This is a genomic window from Aeromicrobium sp. HA, from assembly GCF_027171405.1.
GTDB lineage: Bacteria > Actinomycetota > Actinomycetes > Propionibacteriales > Nocardioidaceae > Aeromicrobium > Aeromicrobium tamlense.
On sequence record NZ_CP114372.1, the window covers coordinates 78,145 to 100,625 of the forward strand.

A 22,481-nucleotide genomic window follows, 5' to 3' on the forward strand; every position below is an offset into this window, starting at 1 on the left:
CTTGATACCGACTGGGGCCTGACTTGGAGTCGCTCGCGGAGGGCCGCACCGAACCCCTGTCGGCGGCCCGGGCGCGTCCCTATGCTTCGACTGTGGAGCTGAGGGTGCTGGGGCCCGTGGCGGTCTCGGCGGAGGGTGTCGAGCTCGATCTCGGCACGCCCAAGCAGCGCACCCTCGTCGCCGCCCTCGCGCTGTCCGGCGGCCGGCCCGTCGGCGTCGACACGATCGTCGACCTGCTGTGGGGCGACGCCCCGCCGCCCGGCGTCGTGACGACGCTGCAGGCCTACGTCTCGGGGCTGCGCAAGGTGCTCGAGCCGGGCCGCGCCCGACGGGCGCCCGCGGAGGTGCTCGTCACGGTCGGCGCCGGCTACGCCCTGCGCGTGCCGGCCGAGGACGTCGACGCGCACGCCTTCGAGCTGGCGGTCGCCGACGGCCACCGCCGGCTGGAGGCGCCCAGCCCGACCCGGGCCGAGCTCGAGTCGGTCGACGCGCTGCTCGGCGCCGCGTTGGCACGCTGGCGCGGCACGCCCTACGCGGAGCTCGGCGACGCCCCCGCGGCGGTGGCCGAGCGGGCCCGGCTGGAGGAGCTGCGGGTCGTCGCGCTCGAGGATCGTGCGGTCGCGGCGCTCGCCCTCGGTCGTCACGCGACGGCCGCCGCCGAGCTCGAGGCGCTGACCGCGTCCCACCCGCTGCGCGAGCGGCTCTGGGGGCTGCGCGCCCTCGCGCTCGCGCGGTCCGGACGGCAGGCGGAGGCGCTGGAGGTGATCCGGCGCGTCCGCGAGGTGCTCGACGACGAGCTCGGGATCGAGCCGGGTCCCGAGCTGCGCCGCCTGCAGACCGCGCTGCTGCGTCAGGACGCCGAGCTGGACTGGACCCCGCCCCCCGAGGACCCGGTCGAGACCGCGGTGGCCGTCGCGACGCCGTGGCCGATGGTGGGTCGCGACCAGCAGCTCGCCGCGCTCGCCCGCGGACTCGACGCGGCGCTCGCCGGGACCACCTCGTTCGCCGCCGTCACGGGGGAGCCGGGCATCGGGAAGAGCCGGCTCGCCGCCGAGCTGGGACGGCGGGCGGTCGCCGCGGGCGCGCGGGTCGCCGTGGGGCGGTGCTCCAGCGACGAGGGCGCGCCGCCGCTGTGGCCGTGGCGCTCGGTCCTGGAGTCCCTCGGGCTCGACTTCCCCGACGTGACCGACGCGGCCGACGGCTTCCGGGTGCGCGAGGCGATCCTCGCCGCGCTGCGCTCGCAGGCACGGGAGGAGCCTGTCGTCGTGGTCCTCGAGGACCTGCACTGGGCCGATCCGGCGAGTCTGCGCGGCCTCATGCTGCTGGCCGAGTCCGTCACCGACGCCCGCCTGCTGGTTCTGGCGACGTGGCGCGACCACCCCGAGCCCGCGGGGCTGCTGGCCGACGCGGCCGAGGCGCTGGCCCGTCGGCACGCGCTCCGCCTGCACCTCACGGGGCTCGGTCCGGACGAGGTCGCGGAGGTCGTCGGAGGGGTCACCGAGGCGGCGCCGTCGCCCGCCGAGGTGGCGGCCCTGCACGAGCGCACGGACGGCAACCCGTTCTTCCTCGTCGAGTACGCCCGGCTGGCGGGCGAGCGCGGCGACCTCGCCACCCTGCTGGCCGAGGACGACACGCCCCGCGCCGTGCACGACGTGCTCGCGCGTCGCCTCGCGCGGCTGCCCGAGGAGACCCGCGCCGCGCTGGCGACGGCGGCCGTGGTGGGTCGCCAGTTCGACGGTCCGACGCTGGCGGCCGTCCTCGGCACGGACGAGGACGGCGCGCTCGACCTGCTGGAGCCGGCGGTCGGGGCGGGCCTCGTCGTCGAGGAGGGCATCGACCGGTACGCGTTCGCCCACGCGCTCGTGCGCGACAGCCTCTACGCGGGACTCTCCGCCTCCCGGCGGGCCCGCCGGCACGCGGCGGTGGCGGCGGCGATCGCCGACACCGACCGGGCGTCGGAGGAGGCGCGCCACTGGCTGGCGGCGGGCCCGGCCCACGCGGCCACGGCGTGGCGCGCGGCGGAGCGCGCGGCCGAGGACGCCCGCGCGCTGCACGCCCACGAGGACCGGGCCGAGCTGCTGACCGCGGCCCTCGAGGCGATGTCCGACGACCCCGCCGCCACCGCCCGCGACCGCTTCGACGCCCGGATGGAGCTGGCCGACGCGCATCGCTGGTCGGCGCGCTGGACCGAGCTGGCCGCCGGCGTCGCGGCCGCCATCGGCGAGGCCCGGGCGATCGGCGACCCCGAGCTGCTCGCCGCGGCCGCCCTCGCCACCACGCAGGGCGCGCTGTGGCAGGCCACCAACCACGGCGAGGTCAACGACGTCGTGGTCACGGCGCTGCGGGACGCCCTCGACGACCTGCCGCCCGAGCCGTCGGCGCTGCGCTGCCGCGCGCTGGTCGCCCTCGCCAGCGAGCAGTACTACACCTCGCCCTTCGACGAGCGCGCCGAGCTGGTCGCGAAGGCGCGCGCGATGGCCGAGGAGCTCGGCGACCCCGGCCTGATGGTCGACGTCGCACAGGTCGGCGTGGCCGCGCTGTGGAAGGCCGACACGGCCGTCGAGCGGGCCGAGTGGGCGCACGAGTCCGTGCGCCTGGCCCGCGAGCTGGGCCGCGACCGCGACGTGGTGATCTCGGCGACCCTGCAGGCCGTCGCGCTGGGCGAGGCCGGGCGTCCGCTGGAGATGCGCGAGGTCATCGCCCGCGCGCGCGCCGAGGCCGACCGCCTGCGGCTCGCGTACGCGCAGCTCGTCCTCGACGGCCTCGAGATCCCGTGGCTCGCGATGGCCGGCCGCTTCGAGGAGTGCGCGGCGATGCTCGACCGGATGCGCCGCGTCGAGCGCACCGTGACGCTGCCGCAGTCCGACGTCGCGATCCTCGGCGCCGAGCTCGTGCTGACCGTGTGGAGCGGCCACGCGGGCGAGGTCGTCGACGTGCTCGTCGCGATGGAGGAGACCGACCCGCTGCCGCTGACGTCGGTCACCGCCGCGCTGCTGTGCCGCGCCGGCCGGGTCGACGACGCCCGCGAGCACCTGCGCCGGTACGCCGTGGACCTCGACCACGACGACTGGTTCTCGATGCTGGCGTGGTGCAACGCGGCCGAGGCGGCGATGTACGTCGGCGACCGCGCGCTGGCAGCCGCGGCGCTGGAGCGGATCGCACCGTTCCTCGGCTCCAGCTGCTCGGCCGGGTCGGGCAACGCCTCGGGGCCGGTCGACCACTACGTCGCCTGCGCCCACGCGGCCCTCGGCGACCTCGACGCAGCGAGGGAACACGCCGACCGCGCCGAGGAGCTGTGCGAGCAGTGGGAGATCCCGCTGGCCGCGCAGCGACTGCGCGACCAGCGGGACCAGTTCGGCTTCTAGCCGTTCAGTGGGTGGGCTCGAGCGCGCGCTCGTCGCCCTCGACGTCGACCTGCGGCAGGGCCCGGTCCAGCCAGCCCGGCAGCCACCAGTTCCACTTCCCGAGCAGCGTCATCGTGGCGGGGACCAGGATCATCCGCACGATCGTCGCGTCGAGGAACACGGCGGTCGCCATGCCCAGCCCCAGCATCTTGACCACGAGGTCGCCCTCGGTCGCGAAGCCGAGGAACACGACCACCATGATCGCCGCGGCCGCGGTGATGACCTTGCCCGAGGCGGACAGGCCGTGCACCACGCTCCCGGTGGCGTCGCCCGTGTCGAGCCACTTCTCGCGGATGCGGCTCAGCAGGAACACCTCGTAGTCCATCGAGAGGCCGAACAGGATCGCGAAGATCAGGATCGGCACCCAGCTGGACACGGGCGCGGCGTGATCGATGCCGAGCAGACCCGCGCCCCAGCCCCACTGGAACACCGCGGTCATGACGCCGTAGGCGGCACCGATCGACAGCAGGTTCATGACGGCCGCCTTCAGCGGGATCACGATCGAGCGGAACACGAGCATCAGCAGCAGCACCGAGACCGCCACGACGAACGCGATGACCACCCACAGGCGGTGCGACAGCATCTCGGCGATGTCGGCGAACAGCGGCGTCTGGCCGGTGACCTCGACGCCCGCCGGCAGGTCGGCGCGCAGGTCCTCGACGAGCCCGGAGGTGCGCTCGTCGGCGGGTCCGAACGCCGGCTCGGCCGTCAGCACGCTGACCGCTCCGTCGGGCGAGGTCGTCGCGGGCGAGACGGCGACCAGGTCGTCGTTGGACGCGAGGGCGGCACGGACGTCGGCCACCTCGCCCGCGGGCACCTTCGCGTGGTCGACGACGACCGTGATCGGGCCGGTGGCGCCGGGCCCGAACGCGTCGGCCGTGAGGTCGTACGCGCGCCGGGTGGTCGCCTCGGTCGTCTGGTTGCCGTCGTCCTGCGGCCACGTGCGCATGTCGAGCACCGGAGCCGCGAGGGCGATCATGATCGTCGTGCCGGCGAGCGCCCACAGCAGCGGACGCCGCGTGACGCGCTCGGCCCAGCGGGCGGTGAGCGGACGCTCGGTGCGCACCGCGCCGCGGCGCAGGCCGCGCGCCAGCACCTTGCGGCCGGCGAACCGACACAGCACGGGCACCAGCGTCATCGCGGTGAGCATGACGGCCACGACGGAGATCGCGGTCGCCCAGCCGAACGTCGAGAACGTGGGCAGCCCCGCCAGGCCCAGGCCCAGCAGCGAGATCAGCACGGTGAGCGAGGCGAACACGACCGACTTGCCGGCGGTCGCGAGGCTGCGCCCGGCGGCCTCCTCGACGGGATGGCCCTGCGCGAGGAACTCGGCGTGCCGGCTCACCAGCAGCAGGGCGTAGTCGATGCCGACGCCCAGGCCGACCATCGTGGCCACCATCGGTGCCGACGTGGAGACGTCCATCGTGGCGGCCAGCAGGGTGACGCCGGCCGAGCCGACCGCGAGGCCGGACACCGCCACCAGCACGGGCAGGCCCGCGACGACGGCCGAGCCGAACGCGATCAGCAGGATCAGCAGGGCGGCGCCGACGCCGATGAGCTCGCCGTAGCCCTCGATCGGGGCGGAGGCGGTCGACGGCTGGTCGCCGCCGAGCTCGACCTGGTAGCCCGCGTCGCGCGTGGACTCGACGGCCTCGTCGAGCGGGTCGACGTCGCCCATGAGGTCGGGGTGCGTGACCTCGGTGTCGTAGGCGAGGTGCAGCACCGCGGTGCGGCCGTCCTCGCTGATCCGGGGCGGGCTCACGCTGGAGGCGTGCGCGACGTCCTGCAGGCGCTCGCCGAGCGAGGCCAGGATGCTCGCGGGGATCGCCGTGTCGTCGTGGACGACGATGTTCGCCGAGGCGTTGCCGGCGTCGGGAAGGTGGTCGCGCAGCAGGTCGATGCCGCGCTGGGACTCCGCGCCGGGCACGTTCCAGTCGTCCTGGGTGGTGCCCCCGAACGCGGAGCTGGCGGCGAACACGCAGACGGCGACGATCAGCCAGCCGACCAGCGTGCGCCAGGGGTGCAGGGCCGTGGTGCGGCCGAAGCGGTACAAGAGGGAGGACATGTGTCTCGGTTCCTTCGGTGGGAGGGTCGTTCCGTGCCACCGACTGTCGGTCCGAGACCTTGCGCCCGACTTGGGGGTGACTTGGAGCCCTGTCGGGCACGCCATCCCATGACCCCGGCGCCGCGGTTCTGATACACCGCGGGTGCGAGGTCCTGCTCCCGGCTGCGCTCAGGCGCGCGCCTCGGCCGCCTTCGCCACGTTGCGCTGCATGCCGCCGAAGACGATGCCGTGGAACGGCCACACGGCCCACCAGTAGAGGTGTCCCAGCAGACCGCGCGGGTGGAACAGCGCGCGCTGGTGGAACGAGGTGGTGCCCGCGTCGTCCGAGCCGACGCGCAGCTCGAGCCACGCCAGGCCCGGGACCTTCATCTCGGCGCGCAGCCGCAGGAACGAGCCCTCGTCCTCCTCCTCGACGCGCCAGAAGTCCACGGCGTCGCCGACGACGAGCTTGCTGTGGTCCCGTCGGCCGCGCCGGAGGCCGGGTCCGCCGAACGCCCGGTCGATGAGGCCGCGGACCTCCCACGCCAGCGGCCACGAGTACCAGCCGTGGTCGCCGCCGATGCCCTCGATGACGGCCCACAGGTCCTCGGGCGTCGCGGCGACCTCGCGCGTGCGCTCGTCGGTGTAGAGCGAGCCGCCCGCCCAGTCGGGGTCCTCGGGCAGCGGCTCCGACGGGGCGCCGCGCGTGGCGGCGGAGGTCCACCGCGTGGGCACGTCGAGGTCGCGGATCTTGGTGAGCGCCAGCTCGACCGCGCGCTCGAAGCCGGTGAGGCCGCCGGGCGGGCGCTCGACGTACCGCCAGATGTCGTCCTCCTGCGCGACCACGGTGTTGCGCAGGCTCTCGACGAGCGGGCGCGCGAGGTTCGCCGGCACGGGGGTGATGAGGCCGACCCAGTGGCTCGAGAGGCTCGGCGACAGGACCGGGACGCGCAGGATCCGTCGCCGCGGCAGCTCCGCGACCTTCGCGTAGCCCTGCATCATCTCGAGGTACGTCAGGACGTCGGGGCCGCCGATGTCGAAGCGGCGGTTCACGTCGGACGGCAGCTCGGCGCAGCCGACCAACAGGTGGAGGACGTCGCGGATCGCGATGGGCTGGGTGCGCGAGTCGACCCAGCGCGGCGTGACCATCGCGGGCAGCCGCTCGGTCAGGTAGCGCAGCATCTCGAAGGAGGCGGAGCCCGAGCCGATGATGATGCCCGCCTGGAGCACCGCCGTGGGCACGCCCGAGTCGAGCAGCACGCGGGCCACCTCGTCGCGCGACCGCAGGTGCTCGGACAGCTCCTCGTCCTGCGGCACCATGCCTGAGAGGTAGACGAAGCGGCCGACCCCGGCCTCCTGCGCGGCCTCGGCGATCGTCGAGGCCATCTCGTGCTCGGTGCGCACGAGGTCGCCGGACGAGCCGATGGAGTGCAGCAGGTAGTAGAAGACGTCGACGTCCTCGCACGCGCGGCGGACGTCGTCCCGGCTGGTCGCGTCGCCGACGACGATCTCGACGTCCTCGGCCCACGGGTGCGCCCGCGCCTTGCGCTCGTCGCGCACCAGCACGCGGACCTCGTGGCCGGCCTCGAGCAGCTGCGGGACGAGCCGTCCCCCGACGTAGCCGGTGGACCCGGTGACCAGACAGCGCATGCCCACAGTCAACGGCCCACCGCGGCCCCTCGCGACTTTTGGCGGTTCGGGGGTGACAGTTTCCCCGGTTAACCGGGGAAACTGTCACTTCGCGAGGTTTGCGAACCTCGTGAAGTGACAGGAAACCTCGTGAAGTGGCCCGAGCGGATCGGTCAGGCGAGGATCTCGGCGGCGGCCTGGGCGGCGCGGCTGGCGTCGAAGGCGGCGAGGGCGGCATCGGCGGCCTCCTCACACTGGGCCAGCGTGACCTGCGCGAGCTTCGCGCCGACGGGGCGCACGGCGGTGGCCGCGCACGACAGCGAGGTCACGCCGAGGCCGGTCAGCACGCACGCGAGCAGCGGGTGCGCAGCGGCCTCGCCGCACACGCCCACCGGCTTGCCCGCCCGGCGGCCCGCGTCGGCGACGAGCTTGATCGAGGCCAGCAGGGCGGGCTGCCACGGGTCGGTGAGATCGCTCAGCGTGGGCGCCATGCGGTCCGCCGCGAACGTGTACTGCGACAGGTCGTTCGTGCCGATCGAGACGAAGTCGAGGTGGCGGAACAGGCGGTCGGCCAGCAGCACCGTGGACGGCGTCTCGATCATGATGCCGGCCTGCAGGCCGCGGGCGCGGACGCGCTCGGCGAACCACTGCGCCTCCGACTCGGTGGTGACCATCGGCGCCATGACACGCACGTCGGCGCCGGTGCGCCCCGCGGCGGCGGCGATGCCGTCGAGCTGGCGGTCCAGCATCTCGGGGGTCGCCAGGCCGATCCGCAGGCCGCGCACCCCGAGCGCCGGGTTGGGCTCGTCGGGCTGGTTCGCGAACGCGAGCGGCTTGTCCGAGCCGGCGTCGAGCGTGCGCACGATGACCTTCTTGTCGCCCATCGCCTCGAAGACCTCGGCGTAGATCGCGGCCTGCTCGTCGACGCTGGGCTCGGTGGCGCGGTCGAGGAACGACAGCTCGGTGCGGAACAGGCCGACGCCCTCGATCGGCTGCTCGGCGGCGACGCGCGCGCCGGCGCCGTCCTGAACGTTCGCGAGGATCTGCACGGCGTGTCCGTCGGAGGTGCGGCCCGGGCCGGTCCAGCCGGCGGCGGCCTCGCGCGTGCGGCGGTCGGCCTCGATCAGCTCGGCGACCTGCGCCTCGTCGGGGTCGACGGTGACGGTGCCGGTGGTGCCGTCGACGGCGACCCGGGCGCCCGCCTCAACGGCGGCCAGGTCGGTGACGGCGACGACGCAGGGGATGCCCAGCTGGCGCGCGATGATCGCGGTGTGGCTGGTCGAGCCGCCCAGCTTGGTGGCGATCGCGACGATCCGCGACGGGTCGAGGCCCGCGGTGTCGGCGGGGGCGAGGTCGTCGGCCAGCAGCACCGAGGGCTCGTCGGGCACGGGGATGCCGGGCTCGGGCAGCTCGAGCAGCTCGGCGACGATGCGGTCGCGGACGTCGTAGAGGTCGGTCACGCGCTCGGCCATGAGGCCGCCGGCCGCGGTGAACATCGCGGCGAGCTCCTCGATCGCGGCCGTCGTGGCGGTGGCGGGGCCGGCGCCCTGGGCCGCGTGCTTCGCGACGAAGGTGGCCAGTCCGCGGTCCTCGGCGAGGCCGGCGGTGGCGGCGAGCACCTCGGAGGCGGCGCCGCTGGCCGACTGCGACCGCGCGCGCAGGCGCCGTGCGACCTCGGCCGCGGCGGCTCCGAAGGCGACGGTGGTGACCGACGCGTCGGCGGAGTCCTCGTGCTCCGGAGCGGTCGGGCGGGGGGCCGGTCGGACGACCGGGCCGACGCCGATTCCTGGGACGACAGCGGTTCCGGAGTACACGGTGCTCACCTCTCGACGGTAACGCCCACGTGATCCAGGAGACACTGGGGTCTTGACAAGGTCCCACGATGTGACATAAATCAATACAAGACAACATTGAAAGCCACAAGAATCCACAGCGCACGCGAACCCCGGACGTGTGACGCTGGTTACCAGGACCGGAAGGAGCCGTCGTGATCGTCACCGTCACCGCGAATCCTGCGATCGACCGCCTCGTCGGCCTGCTCGAGCCGCTCGAGCGCGGCGGCGTCGTGCGCAGCGAGGCGGCCCACGACGATCCCGGCGGCAAGGGCATCAACGTCGCCCGCGTGCTGCACGCCGCCGGTGTGCCCGTCACCGCCGTCCTCCCGGCCGCCGCGGACGAGCCGCTGCTCTCCGCCCTCGACGGGCTCGGCCTCGACTACCGCGCCGTCCCCGTCGGCGGTCGCCTGCGCGTGAACCTCACCCTTGCCGAGCCCGAGGGCACCACGACCAAGGTCAACTCGCCCGGACCGCGCCTCGACGAGTCCGAGCTGACGGCCCTGACCGACGCCCTCGTCGGCGCCGTCTCGGCCGGCGACTGGGCCGTGCTGAGCGGCTCGCTGCCGCCCGGCGTGCCCTTCGACTGGTACGCCACCACGACGCGCCGGCTCCAGGAGGCGGGCGCGCGCGTCGCCGTCGACACCTCGGGCGCCGCGCTCGGCCTCACCGTCGAGCAGTCCTCTCCCGACCTCATGAAGCCGAACTCCGACGAGCTGGCCGAGCTGCTCGACTGCGACCCCGACGAGATCGAGCGCGACCCGCGCCACGCCGCCGCCCGCGCCCACGAGCTGCGCGACAAGCACGGCGTCGGCGCCGTCCTGCTGACCCTCGGGGGAGCGGGCGCCGTCCTCGCGACCGACGAGGGCTCGTGGTTCTGCCCACCCGCCCCGATCTCGGTGCGCAGCACCGTGGGCGCGGGCGACTCCTCGCTCGCCGGCTACCTCGTCGCGCACGCCGCCGGCGCCTCGCCCGCCGAGTGCCTGGCCAGCGCCGCCGTCCACGGTGCTGCCGCCGCGGCCCTGCCCGGATCGGCGCTGCCGACCCCCACCGACCTACCCGCAGCACCCCACGTCGAAGCCGTGGATCCCGCCTGATGGAGGACAACATGGAACAGCTCATCACTCCCGAGCTGGTGTCGCTCGACGTCGATCTCGGCACCGAGGCCGGGGGCGTCATCGAGGCCCTCGCGGCCCAGGTGGTGGCCGCCGGACGCGCCGGCTCGGCCGTGGACCTCGCGGCCGCCGCCAAGGAGCGCGAGGCGCTCGCGGGCACGGGCGTGCCCGGCGGCATCGCGATCCCGCACTGCCGGACCGCCACGGTCACGGCGCCGACGCTGGCGTTCGCGCGGCTGTCGAACCGCGCCGACTTCGGTGCGCCGGACGGCCCGGCCGACATCGTCTTCATGATCGCGGCACCCGAGGGCGCCGGGAACGCGCACCTCAAGCTGCTCTCGTCGCTGGCGCGGGCGCTCGTGCGCTCGGACTTCACGCAGGCGCTGCGCGACGCGCAGTCGGCCGACGACGTGATCGCGCTCGTCGAGGAGGCCACCTCCGGCGTCGACGTGAAGCAGCCCGCGCCCCCCGCCCCGGCCGCCGCCGAGGCGCCCGCCGGGAGCACGGCCGAGACGGCGGCGCGGCAGCGCGTCGTGGCGGTCACCGCCTGTACCACGGGCATCGCGCACACCTACATGGCCGCCGACGCGCTCGCGCAGGCCGCGACCGACGCGGGCGTCGACTTCGCCGTCGAGCCGCAGGGCTCCTCGGGCAGCACGCCCCTGACCCCCGAGCAGATCGCGAGCGCCGACGCGGTGATCTTCGCGACCGACGTGGGCGTCAAGGACCAGGCCCGCTTCGCCGGCAAGCCCGTCGTGCGCAGCGGCGTGAAGCGCGCCATCAACGAGCCGCGCGCGATGATCGACGCGGCCCTCGCCGCGGCGGCCGACCCGTCGGCGCAGCGCGTCGAGGGCGACGCCGACGCCACCACCGCCGATGCGGCCGGCGACGACGAGCACATCGGCAAGAAGCTCCAGCGCTGGCTGCTCACCGGCGTCAGCTACATGATCCCGTTCGTCGCGGCCGGCGGCCTGATGATCGCCCTGGGCTTCCTGCTCGCGGGCTACGACGTCACGGACACGGCCGGAGACATCCTCGCGAACAACTCGCTGACGAACCTGCCCGAGGCCGGCGACCACGCCCTGTTCGGCAGCGCCTTCCTGTACTACGTCGGCGCGCTCGTCTTCCTGCTCGGATCGTGGGCGTTCAGCTTCCTCGTCCCGGCGCTCGCGGGCTACATCGCCTACGCGATCGCCGACCGTCCGGGCATCGCGCCCGGCTTCGTGATGGGCTACGCCGCCGGCCAGATCGGCGTCACCGAGACCAACCCGAACGGCGCCGGCTTCATCGGCGGCATCGTCGGCGGCCTCCTGGCGGGCCTCGTCGCCGCGTGGTTCGCGCACCGCGGCGTCCCGCGCTGGCTGGCCGGCCTGATGCCGGTCGTGGTCATCCCGCTGGTCTCCACGCTGGTGGTCGGCATGGCGATGATCCTCGTGCTGGCCAAGCCGCTCGCCTGGCTCAACGAGGCCCTCGTCGACGGGCTGAACAGCATGACCGGCAGCTCGGCGATCGTGCTGGGCGCGGTGCTCGGACTGATGATGTGCTTCGACCTCGGCGGCCCGGTCAACAAGGCGGCCTACGTCTTCGCCGTCACGGGCCTGTCCACCGCGGGCGCGCTCGACGCCGGCTCGTCGCAGTCCAAGATCATGGCCGCGGTCATGCTCGCCGGCATGGTGCCGCCGCTCGCGATGGCGCTGTCCACGGCGCTGCGGCCGAAGCTCTACGCGCCGGCCGAGCGCGAGAACGGCAAGGCCGCCTGGCTGCTCGGCGCCTCGTTCATCTCCGAGGGCGCGATCCCGTTCGCCGCGGCCGACCCGTTCCGGGTGCTGCCCGCGATGATGGCCGGTGGTGTCGTCACCGGTGCGCTCTCGATGGCCATGGGCGTCACCTGCGTGGCCCCGCACGGCGGCATCTTCGTGTTCTTCGCCGTCGACAACGTCCTGTGGTTCTTCGTCTCCCTGATCATCGGGACACTGGTGGCAGGATTCCTGGTGACCGTCCTCAAGCAGGTCGGTCATGACAAGAAGCAGGCGGCGCTCGCCGCCGACGACCCCGTCACCGTCTGAGAGGACAGCAGATGCCCAGCAAGACCGTCACCGTCGGATCGGCCGTCGGCCTCCACGCCCGCCCGGCCGCCACGATCGCCGCGGCCGTCACCGAGGCCGGGGTGCCCGTCACCCTCGCCGTCGCCGGCGGCGAGCCCGTCGACGCCGGGTCCGCCCTGATGATCATGACCCTCGGCGCCGGCCAGGGGGCCGAGGTCACCGTCGAGAGCGACGATGCCGCCGTCCTGGAGAAGATCTCCGCGCTCGTCGAGGCCGACCTCGACGCCTGACCCGCCGGGTCGCATGACCGGTCGCCGGAATCCACGTCTCCGGCGGCCGGTCGTGCTGTCCGGCGGGTCGTCCCGTCGCGGCCTAGGGTCGTGGCATGAGCGATGAGTCCACCACCCTGCGCAGCGTCCACCTCGTCCGCACCGGACAGATGGAGTACCGGGCCGAGAACGGCCGCGGCGGCGTCATCTCGATCGGCGAGGGCCAGAACACCGACTTCACCCCCGTCGAGCTGCTGCTGGTCGCGCTCGGGGGCTGCACCGGCGTCACGGTCGAGGCGCTGACCAAGCGCGCCGAGCCGAAGCGCTTCGACATCTCGGTCGAGGGCCACAAGGTCAAGGACGCCTCGGGCGGCAACATCATGGAGGACCTCGTCGTCACGGTGGACATCTCGTTCGACCACGACGAGATGGGTCAGAAGATGGCCGACCGCGTGCCCGACGCCATCGAGCGCACCCACAAGCAGTTGTGCACCGTCAGCCGCACGGTCGAGGCGCCCACGCCCATCCGCGTCGTGCAGGTCCGCACGTCCGAGACCTGAGCCCGCGGAGAGCGGTGAGCCCTCAACCCTTCCCCATGAGGCGCGGTGACCAGTCAACCGAATGACCCTCCCGAACGGTTGACCACTCACCGCCCGTGAGCGGGAGGGGTTGAGGACTCACCGCCTCACCAGCCACACCGCGAACAAACCGTCACGGTTGACGGGAAGTTCGCTGCGGGTACGGTGTCCCCATGGTCGACGAGTCGGACGCCGAGGTCCTGGAGCGGCTGCTGGCCTCGCGCTTCAGCTGCCGCGGCTTCACCGACGAGCCCGTCGCCGAGGCCGAGATCGAGGCGATCGTGGCCTCCGCGTCGCGCACCCCGTCGTGGTGCAACGTCCAGCCGTGGCACGTCGACATCGTGTCCGGCGAGGCGCTCGTCCGGCTCCGCCACGACCTCATGGCCGACGCCTCGCTCGGCTCGGACTACCCCTTCCCGCCCGGCTACGAGGGCGTGCACGCCGAGCGACGCCGCGAGGTCGGCTGGCAGCTCTACCAGGCCGTCGGCGTCGCGAAGGGCGACCGCGAGGGCTCGGCCCGCGAGATGCTGCGGAACTTCGAGTTCTTCGGCGCCCCGCACGTCGCGGTGGTCTCGGCGCCCGCCCCGCTCGGTGTCTACGCCGCGATCGACTGCGGCCTGTTCGTGCAGTCGTTCCTGCTGGCCGCGCAGGCCCGCGGCGTCGCCACCGTCGCCCAGGCCGCCCTGGCGCAGAAGTCGCAGTTCCTGCGCGAGTGGCTCGGCCTGCCCGAGGACCGCCTGATCGTCTGCGGCATCTCCTTCGGCCACGCCGACCCCGACCATCCGGCCAACTCGTTCCGGGCCGGCCGGGCCCCCCTGCACGAAGTGACGAGGTTCCATCGGTGACCGTTCCCGAGTGGTTCACGTGGGCTCTCGACCAGAAGCCCCAGCACCTCGAGATCGAGGTCGACGACGTCCCGATCGCGTACCGCGCGTGGGGCGAGCCCGGCGCACCGGTGGTGGTCCTCGTGCACGGTGGCGCCGCGCATTCCGGCTGGTGGGATCACGTCGGCCCGCACCTCGCGGTCGACCACCGCGTCCTCGCGCTCGACCTGAGCGGCCACGGCGACAGCGGCCGCCGCGACGCGTACACGCTCGAGGCCTGGGCCCGCGAGGTCATGGCGGTGGCCACCTCCGAGACCAGCGCCAAGCCCGTGGTCTTCGGCCACAGCATGGGCGGCTTCGTCGCCCTCACCGCCGCGCGCGAGCACGGCGCCGACATGCTGGGCGCGGCCGCGATCGACTCGCCGGTCAAGGAGGTCTCGGCGGAGGCGCGCTCGTGGCGCAACGACCGCGCCGACCTCTCGATGCCGCTCTACCCCGACGCCCGCACGATGGTCGCACGCTTCCGCACGCTGCCCGAGGACCCCTCGTGCCTGCCGTACATCCGCGACCACATCGCCCGCGGCTCGATCCACCACGTCGTCCGGGCGGACGGCTCGGGCTGGACCTGGAAGTTCGACCCGCGCGTCTTCCTGCGCTCGAGCATGGAGCCCGCCGACGTGGCCCGCAGCGCGTGCGAGGTGGCGCTGTTGCGCGGCGAGCGCGGCATGGCCACCACCGACATCACCGAGGAGATCCGCTCGCGGCTCGGCGGCAACGTGCCCGTCACCGTGATCCCCGACTCGGGACACCACATCATGCTGGACCAGCCCACCGCGCTCATCGCGGTGCTGCAGACCCTGCTCGGACAATGGAGGAATCGATGACCGACCTACTGGTCGACCGCACGGACGGCGTGCTGACGCTGACCCTGAACGCCCCGCAGCGGCTCAACTCGGTCACGACCGAGATGTTCGAGCAGATGAGCGACGCGCTCGAGGACGCCGAGGGCGTCCGCGTCGCCGTCCTCACGGGCGAGGGCCGCGCGTTCTGCTCGGGTGCCGTGATGGCGCCGGGTGCGACGAACACCGGCATCCTCGAGGCCGCCGACCGCCTCATCCACGCGCTCACCGGCGCGCCGTTCCCCGTGGTCGCGGCGCTCAACGGCCTCGCGGCGGGCATCGGCTCGTCGCTCGCGCTCGCCTCGGACTTCCAGGTGGCCAAGGAGGACGACTACTTCCTGCAGGCGTTCGTCAACGTGGGCCTGATGGGCGACGGCGCCGCGCACGAGCTGATCGCCGCCTCCATCGGCCGCGCCCGTGCCACCCGCATGCTCATGCTGGGCGAGCGGCTGCCGAACCCCGAGGCGTACGCCGCCGGCCTCATCACGCACTGCGTGCCCGCGGGAGAGTGGCAGGCCACGGTGGACGGCCTCGTCGAGAAGCTGGCGTCGGGCCCCACGATGGCGTACGCGCGGATCAAGTCCGCGATCAACGCCGCGGCCCTGCTGCACCTCGACGAGACGCTCGCCACCGAGACGGTCGAGCAGGGCGTCCTAGGCGCCTCGCACGACTTCGCCGAGGGCGTCGCCGCGTTCAGCGAGAAGCGTCAGGCCAAGTTCACCGGGGCCTGAGCGTCGCGACCACCGGCAAGTGGTCCGACGCCCGCAGGCCGGGCACGTCGACGTCCACGGCCACCAGGTCGGCCGTCGAGAACACGTAGTCGATCCGCTTCACGGGGTCGTCGGCCTCGCTCGTGCTCGCGCCGCCCGGAGCGGCGTCGACGAGGCCGATGCCCGTGACGTGGCGATGGGCCTCGCTGCCCTCCTGCATGTTGAAGTCGCCGCCCACGACCATCGGGCCGCCGAGCCCACGCAGCCAGACGGCGAGGTCGGCCGACTGCGCGGTCACGCCCTCGTCGTCGCCCACCGGCTGCAGGTGGGTGGAGACGAGCCAGCGGGCGTCCCATGGCGCCTTCGGGCGCACCGCGATCGCCTGCGCTCCGGTCACGGCGCCGTGCGAGGGCAGCGCGATGCGCTCGACGTCGGCTGCCTCGGCGTCGAGGAGGACCGCGTCACCCCAGACCGGGTCGGCCGCGGCGCCGAACCACGCCGTCCGGCCGGTGAGCCGCTCGAGGATCGCGAGCTGGTCCTGGCCGCCGTTCAGCAGCCACCCCCGGTCGATCTCGCTGATCAGTCCCACGTCGGCGGACACGAGGATCGCGGCCACGGCCTCGGGCCGGAAGTCGCCGTCCATCCCGTAGCCCATGCGCAGGTTGTAGGCGGCCACCCGGAGCTCGCCGTCGCGTGGGCCGTCGGTGTGGAAGGTCCGGATCGTCAGCGCTGGCGCGAAGGCCGCGACGAGGGCCGCCGTGATGGCAGCGGCCCCGATCCCGCCGAGGATCCTCGGACTCGCCGCGGACTCGTTCCGTGCGGGTGCGGAGGCGGCGACGACGCCGATCACCGCGGCGAGGACGACGAGCAGCCAGTCCGCGCGATAGCCCAGGTCGTAGCCGGCGTAGTAGGCGAAGAGCAGTGCGCCCCACAGGACGCCGCCGAGCGCGACGAGGACTGGCGTGCCCCGATCGCCCTGATCGGCGGCGCACCAGAGGTGGGCGAGGGCGGGCATGCCGACGGCGAACGCGACGACCGTCCAGCTCGGCAGCAGCCCGTCCGCGTCGGTGACGACGGCCGAGGCGGCGACCGCCGCGACGAGGACGACCGCCGCCAGGATCGACGACCACCGGGTGACCCGGACGAGGGTCAGGGCGATCGCCGCCGTCGCCCCGAACGCCACGGCGGCGAGTCCGGCCTCGTCGAGGGTGGCCGACGCGCGACCGGCGTTGGCCACGATCACGCCGGCGAGGAACAGGCCGGGCAGGAGGGTCCACGCGAGGCGGCGACCGATCCGCGTTCCGTCGCCCTCGACCCGCGCGGTGGCGAGGCAGACCGCGACCTGGACGACCACGAGCGCCCACGCCCAGGCATCGTCGCGCCACACCGCGCCCCAGGTGCCGAGGGCGGCATGGGTGGTGACCGACAGCGCGAGTCCCGTGACGACACCGGTGACGGCGGCGTCTCGGACGCGGGGGAGTGCGAGCGCGAGCCACGTCATCGCCGCCACCGTGCCGATCGACGCGACGGTCAGGTGCGGCCGGCCGCCCTCGGTGAGCTGGAGCGCGACCCGGCAGGTCAGCGCGACCACGAGCGCCACCGTCGCGACGACGAACGCGTGGCGGGTGCGCGCTGCGATCGCGACGACGACCACCGGCACCAGCAGGCAGCCCAGCGCGAACGCGCCGATCAGCTCGGGCGGCGTCGAGGCCGCCTGGCCGAAGATCGTGATGAGGGTCGGGGTCCACGCGCGCCACAGGTCGACCAGCAGCCACGTGCCGGCGGCGAGGTGGACGACGGGCAGGACCGCAGGTCGACTCATGCCCACCGTTCTACCGGTCCGACGGCCTCACGTCCCGGCTCTCCGGCTCCTCGGCCCCTGCGAGTGCCACTCGCGGAGAGCGGGCGGAGTCAGGCGCGCGAGCCGGCGAAGCCGAGGACCGCGGCGAGGCCGAGGGCCGAGCGCGGGTGGTAGGCCGCAGTCCACAGTCCGCCGTGGGCGGCGGCGTAGGCCTCCTCGCGCCACGGCTCGTCCGAGGGCGCGTGGCCGCTGCGCAGGTCGTGAACCAGCAGCGCCGCCATCAGCACGTTGCTGGTGGCGGGCTCGAACACCTCGACCCCGAACCGGTGCGCGCCGGCGTAGGCCGCGGCCAGGGCGCGGTTCTTCACGACCGAGGCCGTCCGGGTGGCCGGGGCGACGTTGAGCGAGACCGTCGCACCGTCGTGGCGGGCGGCCGCGGCGCGCCACCGCTGCACGCGCTTCGCCAGCGCGTAGTTCGGTCCCTGCTGCGGCACGAGCGAGTCGCACACGCCGATCTCCACGTCCGGCGGGTAGTTCCGCTGCAGCAGCCGTCCGCCGCTGAGCATCCGGAACGGCGCGCGCACGAGGCTGCGACCGCTCGCGTAGTTCTCGTTCGAGGTCGTCACGGCGCCGGCCGGCACGGCGAACACGTCGGTCGGCGTGGCCAGGTAGGCCAGCGCGGTGTCGGGCCGCTGCGAGAGCAGCCGCGCCGCCAGCGCGTCGGCGGCCATCGACACGCGCACGTGCGTGGCGCCGTCGGCGTAGCAGTACGTGCCGAGGACGAGGCGGCCGTCGAGCCCTTCGATCCAGCGGCCGAGCTCGGGCAGCGAGTGCAGCAGGTCGGCGCCGGTCTCCTTGCCGCCCACCGGCACCCTCACGCGTCCCGCGCCCTCACGGGCGTGGTCGCGGATCCGCTTCTGGATGTCGGCGCGCGGGAGGTCGACCGCGACGACGTCGGCGCCCCAGCGCAGCAGTGAGCGGTACGGGCCCATCTCCGCGCCCGCGCCCAGCACGACGACCGTGTCGCCCTCGAGCCGCAGCCACTCGGGGTGCGCGGCGACCTCGCGGATCGCGTCGGAGAACGTCGGCTCGACGACGCCGCGCGCCACCCAGTCGTCGAGCTGCGCGTCCAGCTCGGCTCCGGTCAGCCGGCGCCCGTGGTACGGCACGCTGAGCTCGGTCTCGGCCTCGCCCTCGCCGGCGATCTCGACGGTGGTCCAGGGCTCGCCCTCGGCCGGTGCGACCAGCGCGTCCGCCAGGCTCGCGTCGCCGCAGCGCATCTGCTCGGAGATGCTGCGCAGACCCTCGGTCGCGATCGTCACCGCGTCGGTCGGTTCGCCCAGTCCCGCCTCGACGAGACGCGAGAAGTGGGTGAGGTAGCCACGGCGCCAGTTGGTCTCGTGCTCCGCGGCGCGGGCGCCCACCGGATCGACCTTCCGGAGCGCGTCGGCGACGACCTGTCGGGCGGTGGCGGTGGAACTGTCGGTGGGGAAGCGGACTCCGGTGGCCATAACGTGAGGATATCCTCAGATTGTGGACGAGGGGCTAAGCAAGCGCTTAGATATCCGCTACGCTCGCTCCATGCGAGCGATCCAGATCACGTCCCTCGACGGTCCCGAGGCTGTCGAACTCCTCGAGGTCGAGGCCCCGAAGCGCGGCGAGGACCAGGTCCTCATCGACGTCAAGGCGGCCGGCGTCTCCTTCCCCGAGCTGCTGCAGAGCCGCGGCATGTACCAGCTGAAGCCGCCGCTGCCGTTCACGCCGGGCTCCGAGGTGGCGGGCGTCGTGGTCGAGGCCCCGGCCGACTCCGGCTTCGCCCCGGGCGATCGCGTGGCCGCGCTGCCGATGCTGGGTGGCTTCTCCGAGCAGGTCGTCGCCGACGTGCTGCTGACCTTCCCGCTGCCCGACTCGGTCTCGTTCGCCGAGGGTGCCTCGTTCATCTTCAACTACGGCACCGTCTACTTCGCCCTGGTCAACCGCGGCGGTCTCGCCGAGGGCGAGCGCGTGCTGGTGCACGGTGCCTCGGGCGGCATCGGCACGGCGGCGATCCAGGTGGCGAAGGCGTTCGGCGCCGGCCACGTGATCGCCGTGACCTCCACCGACGCGAAGGGCGAGATCGCCGTGGCCGCGGGCGCCGACGAGTACGTGCTGTCCGAGGGCTTCAAGGACGCGGTCAAGGCGTCCGGCGGCGTGGACATCGTCGTCGACCCCGTGGGCAACCCGGCGGGCGGCGACCGGTTCACCGACTCGCTGCGCTGCCTCGTCGACGACGGCCGCATCCTGATCATCGGCTTCACCGCCGGCGAGATCCCCAAGATCGCCGCGAACCGCCTGCTGCTGAACAACCTGTCGGCGGTCGGCGTCGGCTGGGGCGCCTACGCGATGAAGCGCCCGGGCCTGATCAAGCAGCAGTGGGAGGCCATGGCCGAGCACCTCGCGTCGGGAGCGCTCAAGCCGGTCGTCGGTCAGTCGTTCCCCCTCGAGAACGCCTCCGAGGCCCTGCTGACGCTCGACCGCGCGCAGGCCACGGGCAAGCTCGTGCTGGAGGTCTGAGCACGTGGGAACCCTGCACCTGGTGCGTCATGGTCAGGCGTCCTTCGGCACCGACGACTACGACCGCCTCAGCGAGCTGGGCACGCGCCAGTCGGCCGCGCTCGGCTCGGCCTGGGAGGCCGGGGGAGTCGTGTTCACCGACGCCATCGCCGGGGGCATGCTGCGGCACGCCCAGACCGCGATCGCCGCGATCGACGCCAGTGGCCTCGGCGAGGAGGACGCCGACCCGGGCCTGTCGGGGTACGAGATCGACCCGCGCTGGAACGAGTACGACCACCTCGCCGTCGCCACGGCCTTCGACCCGGGTGCGCTGACCAAGAACTCCAAGGAGTTCCAGGCCGCGCTGAACGAGGCGATCGACGTGTGGCGTCGCGGCGAGGGCGACTTCGCCGAGCCCTACAAGCTGTTCCGTGAGCGGGTCCTGGCCGGCTTCGAGGAGGCCGTCCGGCTCGCCTCGGGCAAGGGCCGCCGCGTGCTGGTGTTCACCTCCGGCGGACCCATCGCGATGGTCGCCTCGCAGCTCATCACCGGCGACGACTCGGCGTTCCAGAAGCTGAACGACGTCGTGGTGAACAGCAGTGTCACTACGCTCATGGTGGGCGCGACCGGCCCGCGGGTGCTGACGTTCAACGACCACGGGCACCTGCCCGCGGCCGACGTCACCTTCCGCTGACACCACGAGGAGCGACATGCGACGGAACACGCTGATCACGGGCGCCAGCTCGGGCCTGGGCGAGGGCATGGCCCGGCACCTGGCCGCGTCGGGACACCACCTGGCCATCACCGCCCGGCGGGTCGAGCGGCTGGAGGCGCTGCGCGACGAGCTCGTCGCCACGCACCCCGGGATCGAGGTCTCGGTGCACGCGCTCGACGTCAACGACCACGACGCCGTGTTCCGCGTCTTCGGCGAGGCGGCCGACGCCCTCGGCGGACTCGACCGCGTGGTCGTCAACGCGGGCCTGGGCAAGGGCGGCCGGATCGGCACCGGGAAGTTCGAGGCCAACCGGCAGACCGCGATGACCAACTTCGTCGCCGCGCTCGCGCAGTCCGAGGCCGCGATGCAGCACTTCTACGAGCGGAACGCCGGCCACCTCGTGCTGATCTCGTCGATGTCGGCGATGCGCGGCATGCCCTCGTCGATGACCACCTATGCCGCGACCAAGGCGGGCGTGGCCCACCTCGCGGAGGGCATCCGCTCCGACCTCATCGGCCGCAAGGGTCACGACATCAAGGTCACGACGCTCTACCCCGGCTACATCGCCAGCGAGATGAACGAGCAGGTGGCGCAGGAGCAGCGGCTGATGGTCGACACCGAGACGGGCACCGCCGCGATGGTGAAGTACATCGAGAAGGAGGTCGTCGACGCCGCCGTCCCCGCCTGGCCCTGGGCGCCGATCGGCCAGGTCATGAAGCACGCTCCGCTGTCGGTCGTGCGCAAGCTCGTCTGAGCGCTCCCCGACGGAAGGGGCGACGGGATGACTCGTCGGCACTATTGAAGTTGAGTTTGACTTCACCTAGGTTCAGCGTGACCTACTTCACATCGGGCTCGTCCGAGACGCCGGGGAGGAGGTCATGAGTCCGCCCATCGGTGAGCGGACTCGAGCTTGAGGAGGCTCGATGAACGTTCGACGCATGGCTCTCGGGGCGACGATGGTCGCGGCGCTGGCGACAGCCGCCGCGTGCGGGAACTCGACAGGCGACGGTGACGGTGGCGGGGGAGACGACTCCTACGACATCGGCATCGTCCAGTTCTCGGCCACCGACGAGACCGCCGAGAAGGCGATCAACTCCTACATCGACTACGCCGACGAGCAGGACTGGAACGTCACGAAGGTCGACCCGCAGGGCTCGGTGGACAAGGCGATCAGCGCCGTCAACGACTTCGTCCAGAAGGGCGTCGACCTCATCATCGTCACGGTCTTCCCGACCGACCAGATCACCGGCGGCGTCCGTGCCGCCACCGAGGCCGGCATCCCGATCATCTCGTTCAGCGGCGGCTCCGGCGAGGGCGTGCCGCTCAACGCCGACTCCGGCGCGCTGGTCTCCACCGACCTGTCGAAGCAGCTCGTGGAGGACATGGGCGGCGAGGGCGAGCTGCTGCTCCTGGGCTACAAGAGCGGTCTGCCGTGCATCGGTCGCGAGGAGGCGCTGAACGATGCGCTCGAGGGCAGCGACATCACCGTCACGCGCCAGGAGGTGGCCATCCCCGGCCAGGTCGAGAGCGGCACTAAGTTCACCCAGGCGTGGCTGGCCAAGAATCCGAAGGACAGCGGCAACCTCGCGATCTGGGCGTGCTTCGACGACCCGGCGCTCGGCGCGGTCAGCGCCCTGCGGTCGGCCGACCGGACCGACGTCAAGGTCTACGGCATCAACGGCACGCCGGCCGCGGTGACGGCGGTCCAGTCCGGCGCCATGCGTGCGACGGCGTTCATCGACGTCGCCGGCGCGGGCCGCGAGCTGGCCGAGCGCACGCCCGAGGTGATCGAGGGCGGCGTCGACGCCGAGCCGGAGGACATCCCGATCCCCACGTTCGTGGTCACGAAGGAGTCCTACGACGAGTTCGCGCAGAAGTACCCGGACGAGGTGAAGTGACGGCTCACCGTCCTTCCACCCGTCCGTGAGCACGCCGGAGCGCCCGGCACCGCCCTGCGGTGCCGGGCCTTTCCGCGTGTCCCGGCTGTCCGACGCGGCTTGGAGGGTCGCTGTCCATGGCCCGAAAAGATTTCTGAAATTGAGTTCAGATTCCTATTGAACCTGTGATCGGTTTCACATACGTTG

17 protein-coding genes are annotated in these 22,481 nt (G+C 73.3%); 12 read left to right on the top strand and 5 right to left on the bottom strand.

Annotated elements, in window-relative coordinates; genetic code table 11:
* The first annotated feature begins 92 nt into the window (after window positions 1-92).
* Window positions 93-3,365: a BTAD domain-containing putative transcriptional regulator gene (locus O3S82_RS00320; RefSeq protein WP_269304629.1), complete on the top strand. Its 3,273-nt coding sequence runs from the start codon at window positions 93-95 to the stop codon at window positions 3,363-3,365.
* 4 nt (window positions 3,366-3,369) lie between these two features.
* On the opposite strand, the gene O3S82_RS00325 is transcribed toward O3S82_RS00320, so the two are convergent.
* The 3 genes from O3S82_RS00325 to O3S82_RS00335 form a co-directional block, all read right to left on the bottom strand.
* A complete protein-coding gene (locus O3S82_RS00325; protein ID WP_269304630.1) occupies window positions 3,370-5,469 on the bottom strand; it encodes an MMPL family transporter in 2,100 nt (699 codons plus the stop codon).
* Window positions 5,470-5,637: 168 nt separating this feature from the next.
* Complete coding sequence (locus O3S82_RS00330) at window positions 5,638-7,098, bottom strand: SDR family oxidoreductase (RefSeq protein WP_269304632.1); 1,461 nt, start codon at window positions 7,096-7,098, stop codon at window positions 5,638-5,640.
* A 152-nt stretch (window positions 7,099-7,250) separates the two neighbouring features.
* Window positions 7,251-8,900, bottom strand: a complete 1,650-nt coding sequence (locus O3S82_RS00335) for a phosphoenolpyruvate--protein phosphotransferase (RefSeq protein ID WP_269304634.1) — start codon at window positions 8,898-8,900, stop codon at window positions 7,251-7,253.
* A 164-nt stretch (window positions 8,901-9,064) separates the two neighbouring features.
* Between O3S82_RS00335 and O3S82_RS00340 the strand changes: the two genes are divergently transcribed.
* From O3S82_RS00340 to O3S82_RS00370, 7 genes are all read left to right on the top strand, one after another.
* The gene (locus O3S82_RS00340; protein WP_269304637.1) at window positions 9,065-10,006 is read left to right on the top strand and encodes a 1-phosphofructokinase family hexose kinase; all 942 of its coding nucleotides are present in this window, start codon (window positions 9,065-9,067) and stop codon (window positions 10,004-10,006) included.
* Between the two features lie 11 nt (window positions 10,007-10,017).
* Complete coding sequence (locus tag O3S82_RS00345) at window positions 10,018-12,090, top strand: PTS fructose transporter subunit IIABC (protein ID WP_269304639.1); 2,073 nt, start codon at window positions 10,018-10,020, stop codon at window positions 12,088-12,090.
* An 11-nt stretch (window positions 12,091-12,101) separates the two neighbouring features.
* Window positions 12,102-12,359 (top strand): HPr family phosphocarrier protein, encoded by a 258-nt coding sequence (locus O3S82_RS00350; RefSeq protein WP_179427112.1) that lies wholly within the window; start codon window positions 12,102-12,104, stop codon window positions 12,357-12,359.
* Between the two features lie 95 nt (window positions 12,360-12,454).
* Window positions 12,455-12,898, top strand: a complete 444-nt coding sequence (locus O3S82_RS00355) for an OsmC family protein (RefSeq protein WP_179427110.1) — start codon at window positions 12,455-12,457, stop codon at window positions 12,896-12,898.
* A gap of 191 nt (window positions 12,899-13,089) precedes the next feature.
* Window positions 13,090-13,761, top strand: a complete 672-nt coding sequence (locus O3S82_RS00360) for a nitroreductase (protein ID WP_179427108.1) — start codon at window positions 13,090-13,092, stop codon at window positions 13,759-13,761.
* A complete protein-coding gene (locus tag O3S82_RS00365; RefSeq protein WP_269304643.1) occupies window positions 13,758-14,624 on the top strand; it encodes an alpha/beta fold hydrolase in 867 nt (288 codons plus the stop codon). Before O3S82_RS00360 ends, O3S82_RS00365 begins: the two co-directional genes overlap by 4 nt.
* Entirely contained in the window at window positions 14,621-15,370 is a 750-nt protein-coding gene (locus O3S82_RS00370; protein WP_179427104.1) for an enoyl-CoA hydratase-related protein, read from the top strand. Before O3S82_RS00365 ends, O3S82_RS00370 begins: the two co-directional genes overlap by 4 nt.
* On the opposite strand, the gene O3S82_RS00375 is transcribed toward O3S82_RS00370, so the two are convergent.
* Entirely contained in the window at window positions 15,357-17,171 is a 1,815-nt protein-coding gene (locus O3S82_RS00375; protein WP_269304645.1) for an endonuclease/exonuclease/phosphatase family protein, read from the bottom strand. The two genes, O3S82_RS00370 and O3S82_RS00375, sit on opposite strands and share 14 nt — an antisense overlap.
* An 89-nt stretch (window positions 17,172-17,260) precedes the next feature.
* The gene (locus O3S82_RS00380) at window positions 17,261-18,661 is read right to left on the bottom strand and encodes a hypothetical protein (RefSeq protein WP_269304647.1); all 1,401 of its coding nucleotides are present in this window, start codon (window positions 18,659-18,661) and stop codon (window positions 17,261-17,263) included.
* A 70-nt stretch (window positions 18,662-18,731) separates the two neighbouring features.
* On the opposite strand from O3S82_RS00380, the gene O3S82_RS00385 reads away from it, so the two are divergent.
* The 4 genes from O3S82_RS00385 (at window position 18,732) to O3S82_RS00400 (ending at window position 22,295) form a co-directional block, all read left to right on the top strand.
* On the top strand, window positions 18,732-19,703 hold the full coding sequence (locus O3S82_RS00385; RefSeq protein WP_179427098.1) for an NADPH:quinone oxidoreductase family protein: 972 nt from the start codon (window positions 18,732-18,734) through the stop codon (window positions 19,701-19,703).
* A gap of 4 nt (window positions 19,704-19,707) precedes the next feature.
* Window positions 19,708-20,376 carry a histidine phosphatase family protein gene (locus O3S82_RS00390; RefSeq protein ID WP_269304649.1) on the top strand — a complete coding sequence of 223 codons (669 nt, stop codon included), beginning with the start codon at window positions 19,708-19,710 and terminating at the stop codon, window positions 20,374-20,376.
* A gap of 16 nt (window positions 20,377-20,392) precedes the next feature.
* Entirely contained in the window at window positions 20,393-21,151 is a 759-nt protein-coding gene (locus tag O3S82_RS00395; protein WP_179427094.1) for an SDR family oxidoreductase, read from the top strand.
* Window positions 21,152-21,320: 169 nt separating this feature from the next.
* Window positions 21,321-22,295, top strand: coding sequence for a sugar ABC transporter substrate-binding protein (locus tag O3S82_RS00400; protein ID WP_269304652.1), 975 nt, complete (start codon window positions 21,321-21,323; stop codon window positions 22,293-22,295).
* The last annotated feature ends 186 nt before the right edge of the window (window positions 22,296-22,481 follow it).

Coding starts and splice junctions, on each gene's coding strand:
- O3S82_RS00325 (WP_269304630.1), bottom strand. CDS start 5,469: ATGTCCTCCCTCTTGTACCGCTTCGGCCGCACCACGGCCCTGCACCCC.
- O3S82_RS00330 (WP_269304632.1), bottom strand. CDS start 7,098: ATGCGCTGTCTGGTCACCGGGTCCACCGGCTACGTCGGGGGACGGCTC.
- O3S82_RS00345 (WP_269304639.1), top strand. CDS start 10,018: ATGGAACAGCTCATCACTCCCGAGCTGGTGTCGCTCGACGTCGATCTC.
- O3S82_RS00350 (WP_179427112.1), top strand. CDS start 12,102: ATGCCCAGCAAGACCGTCACCGTCGGATCGGCCGTCGGCCTCCACGCC.
- O3S82_RS00355 (WP_179427110.1), top strand. CDS start 12,455: ATGAGCGATGAGTCCACCACCCTGCGCAGCGTCCACCTCGTCCGCACC.
- O3S82_RS00360 (WP_179427108.1), top strand. CDS start 13,090: ATGGTCGACGAGTCGGACGCCGAGGTCCTGGAGCGGCTGCTGGCCTCG.
- O3S82_RS00370 (WP_179427104.1), top strand. CDS start 14,621: ATGACCGACCTACTGGTCGACCGCACGGACGGCGTGCTGACGCTGACC.
- O3S82_RS00375 (WP_269304645.1), bottom strand. CDS start 17,171: ATGAGTCGACCTGCGGTCCTGCCCGTCGTCCACCTCGCCGCCGGCACG.
- O3S82_RS00380 (WP_269304647.1), bottom strand. CDS start 18,661: ATGGCCACCGGAGTCCGCTTCCCCACCGACAGTTCCACCGCCACCGCC.
- O3S82_RS00385 (WP_179427098.1), top strand. CDS start 18,732: ATGCGAGCGATCCAGATCACGTCCCTCGACGGTCCCGAGGCTGTCGAA.
- O3S82_RS00395 (WP_179427094.1), top strand. CDS start 20,393: ATGCGACGGAACACGCTGATCACGGGCGCCAGCTCGGGCCTGGGCGAG.
- O3S82_RS00400 (WP_269304652.1), top strand. CDS start 21,321: ATGAACGTTCGACGCATGGCTCTCGGGGCGACGATGGTCGCGGCGCTG.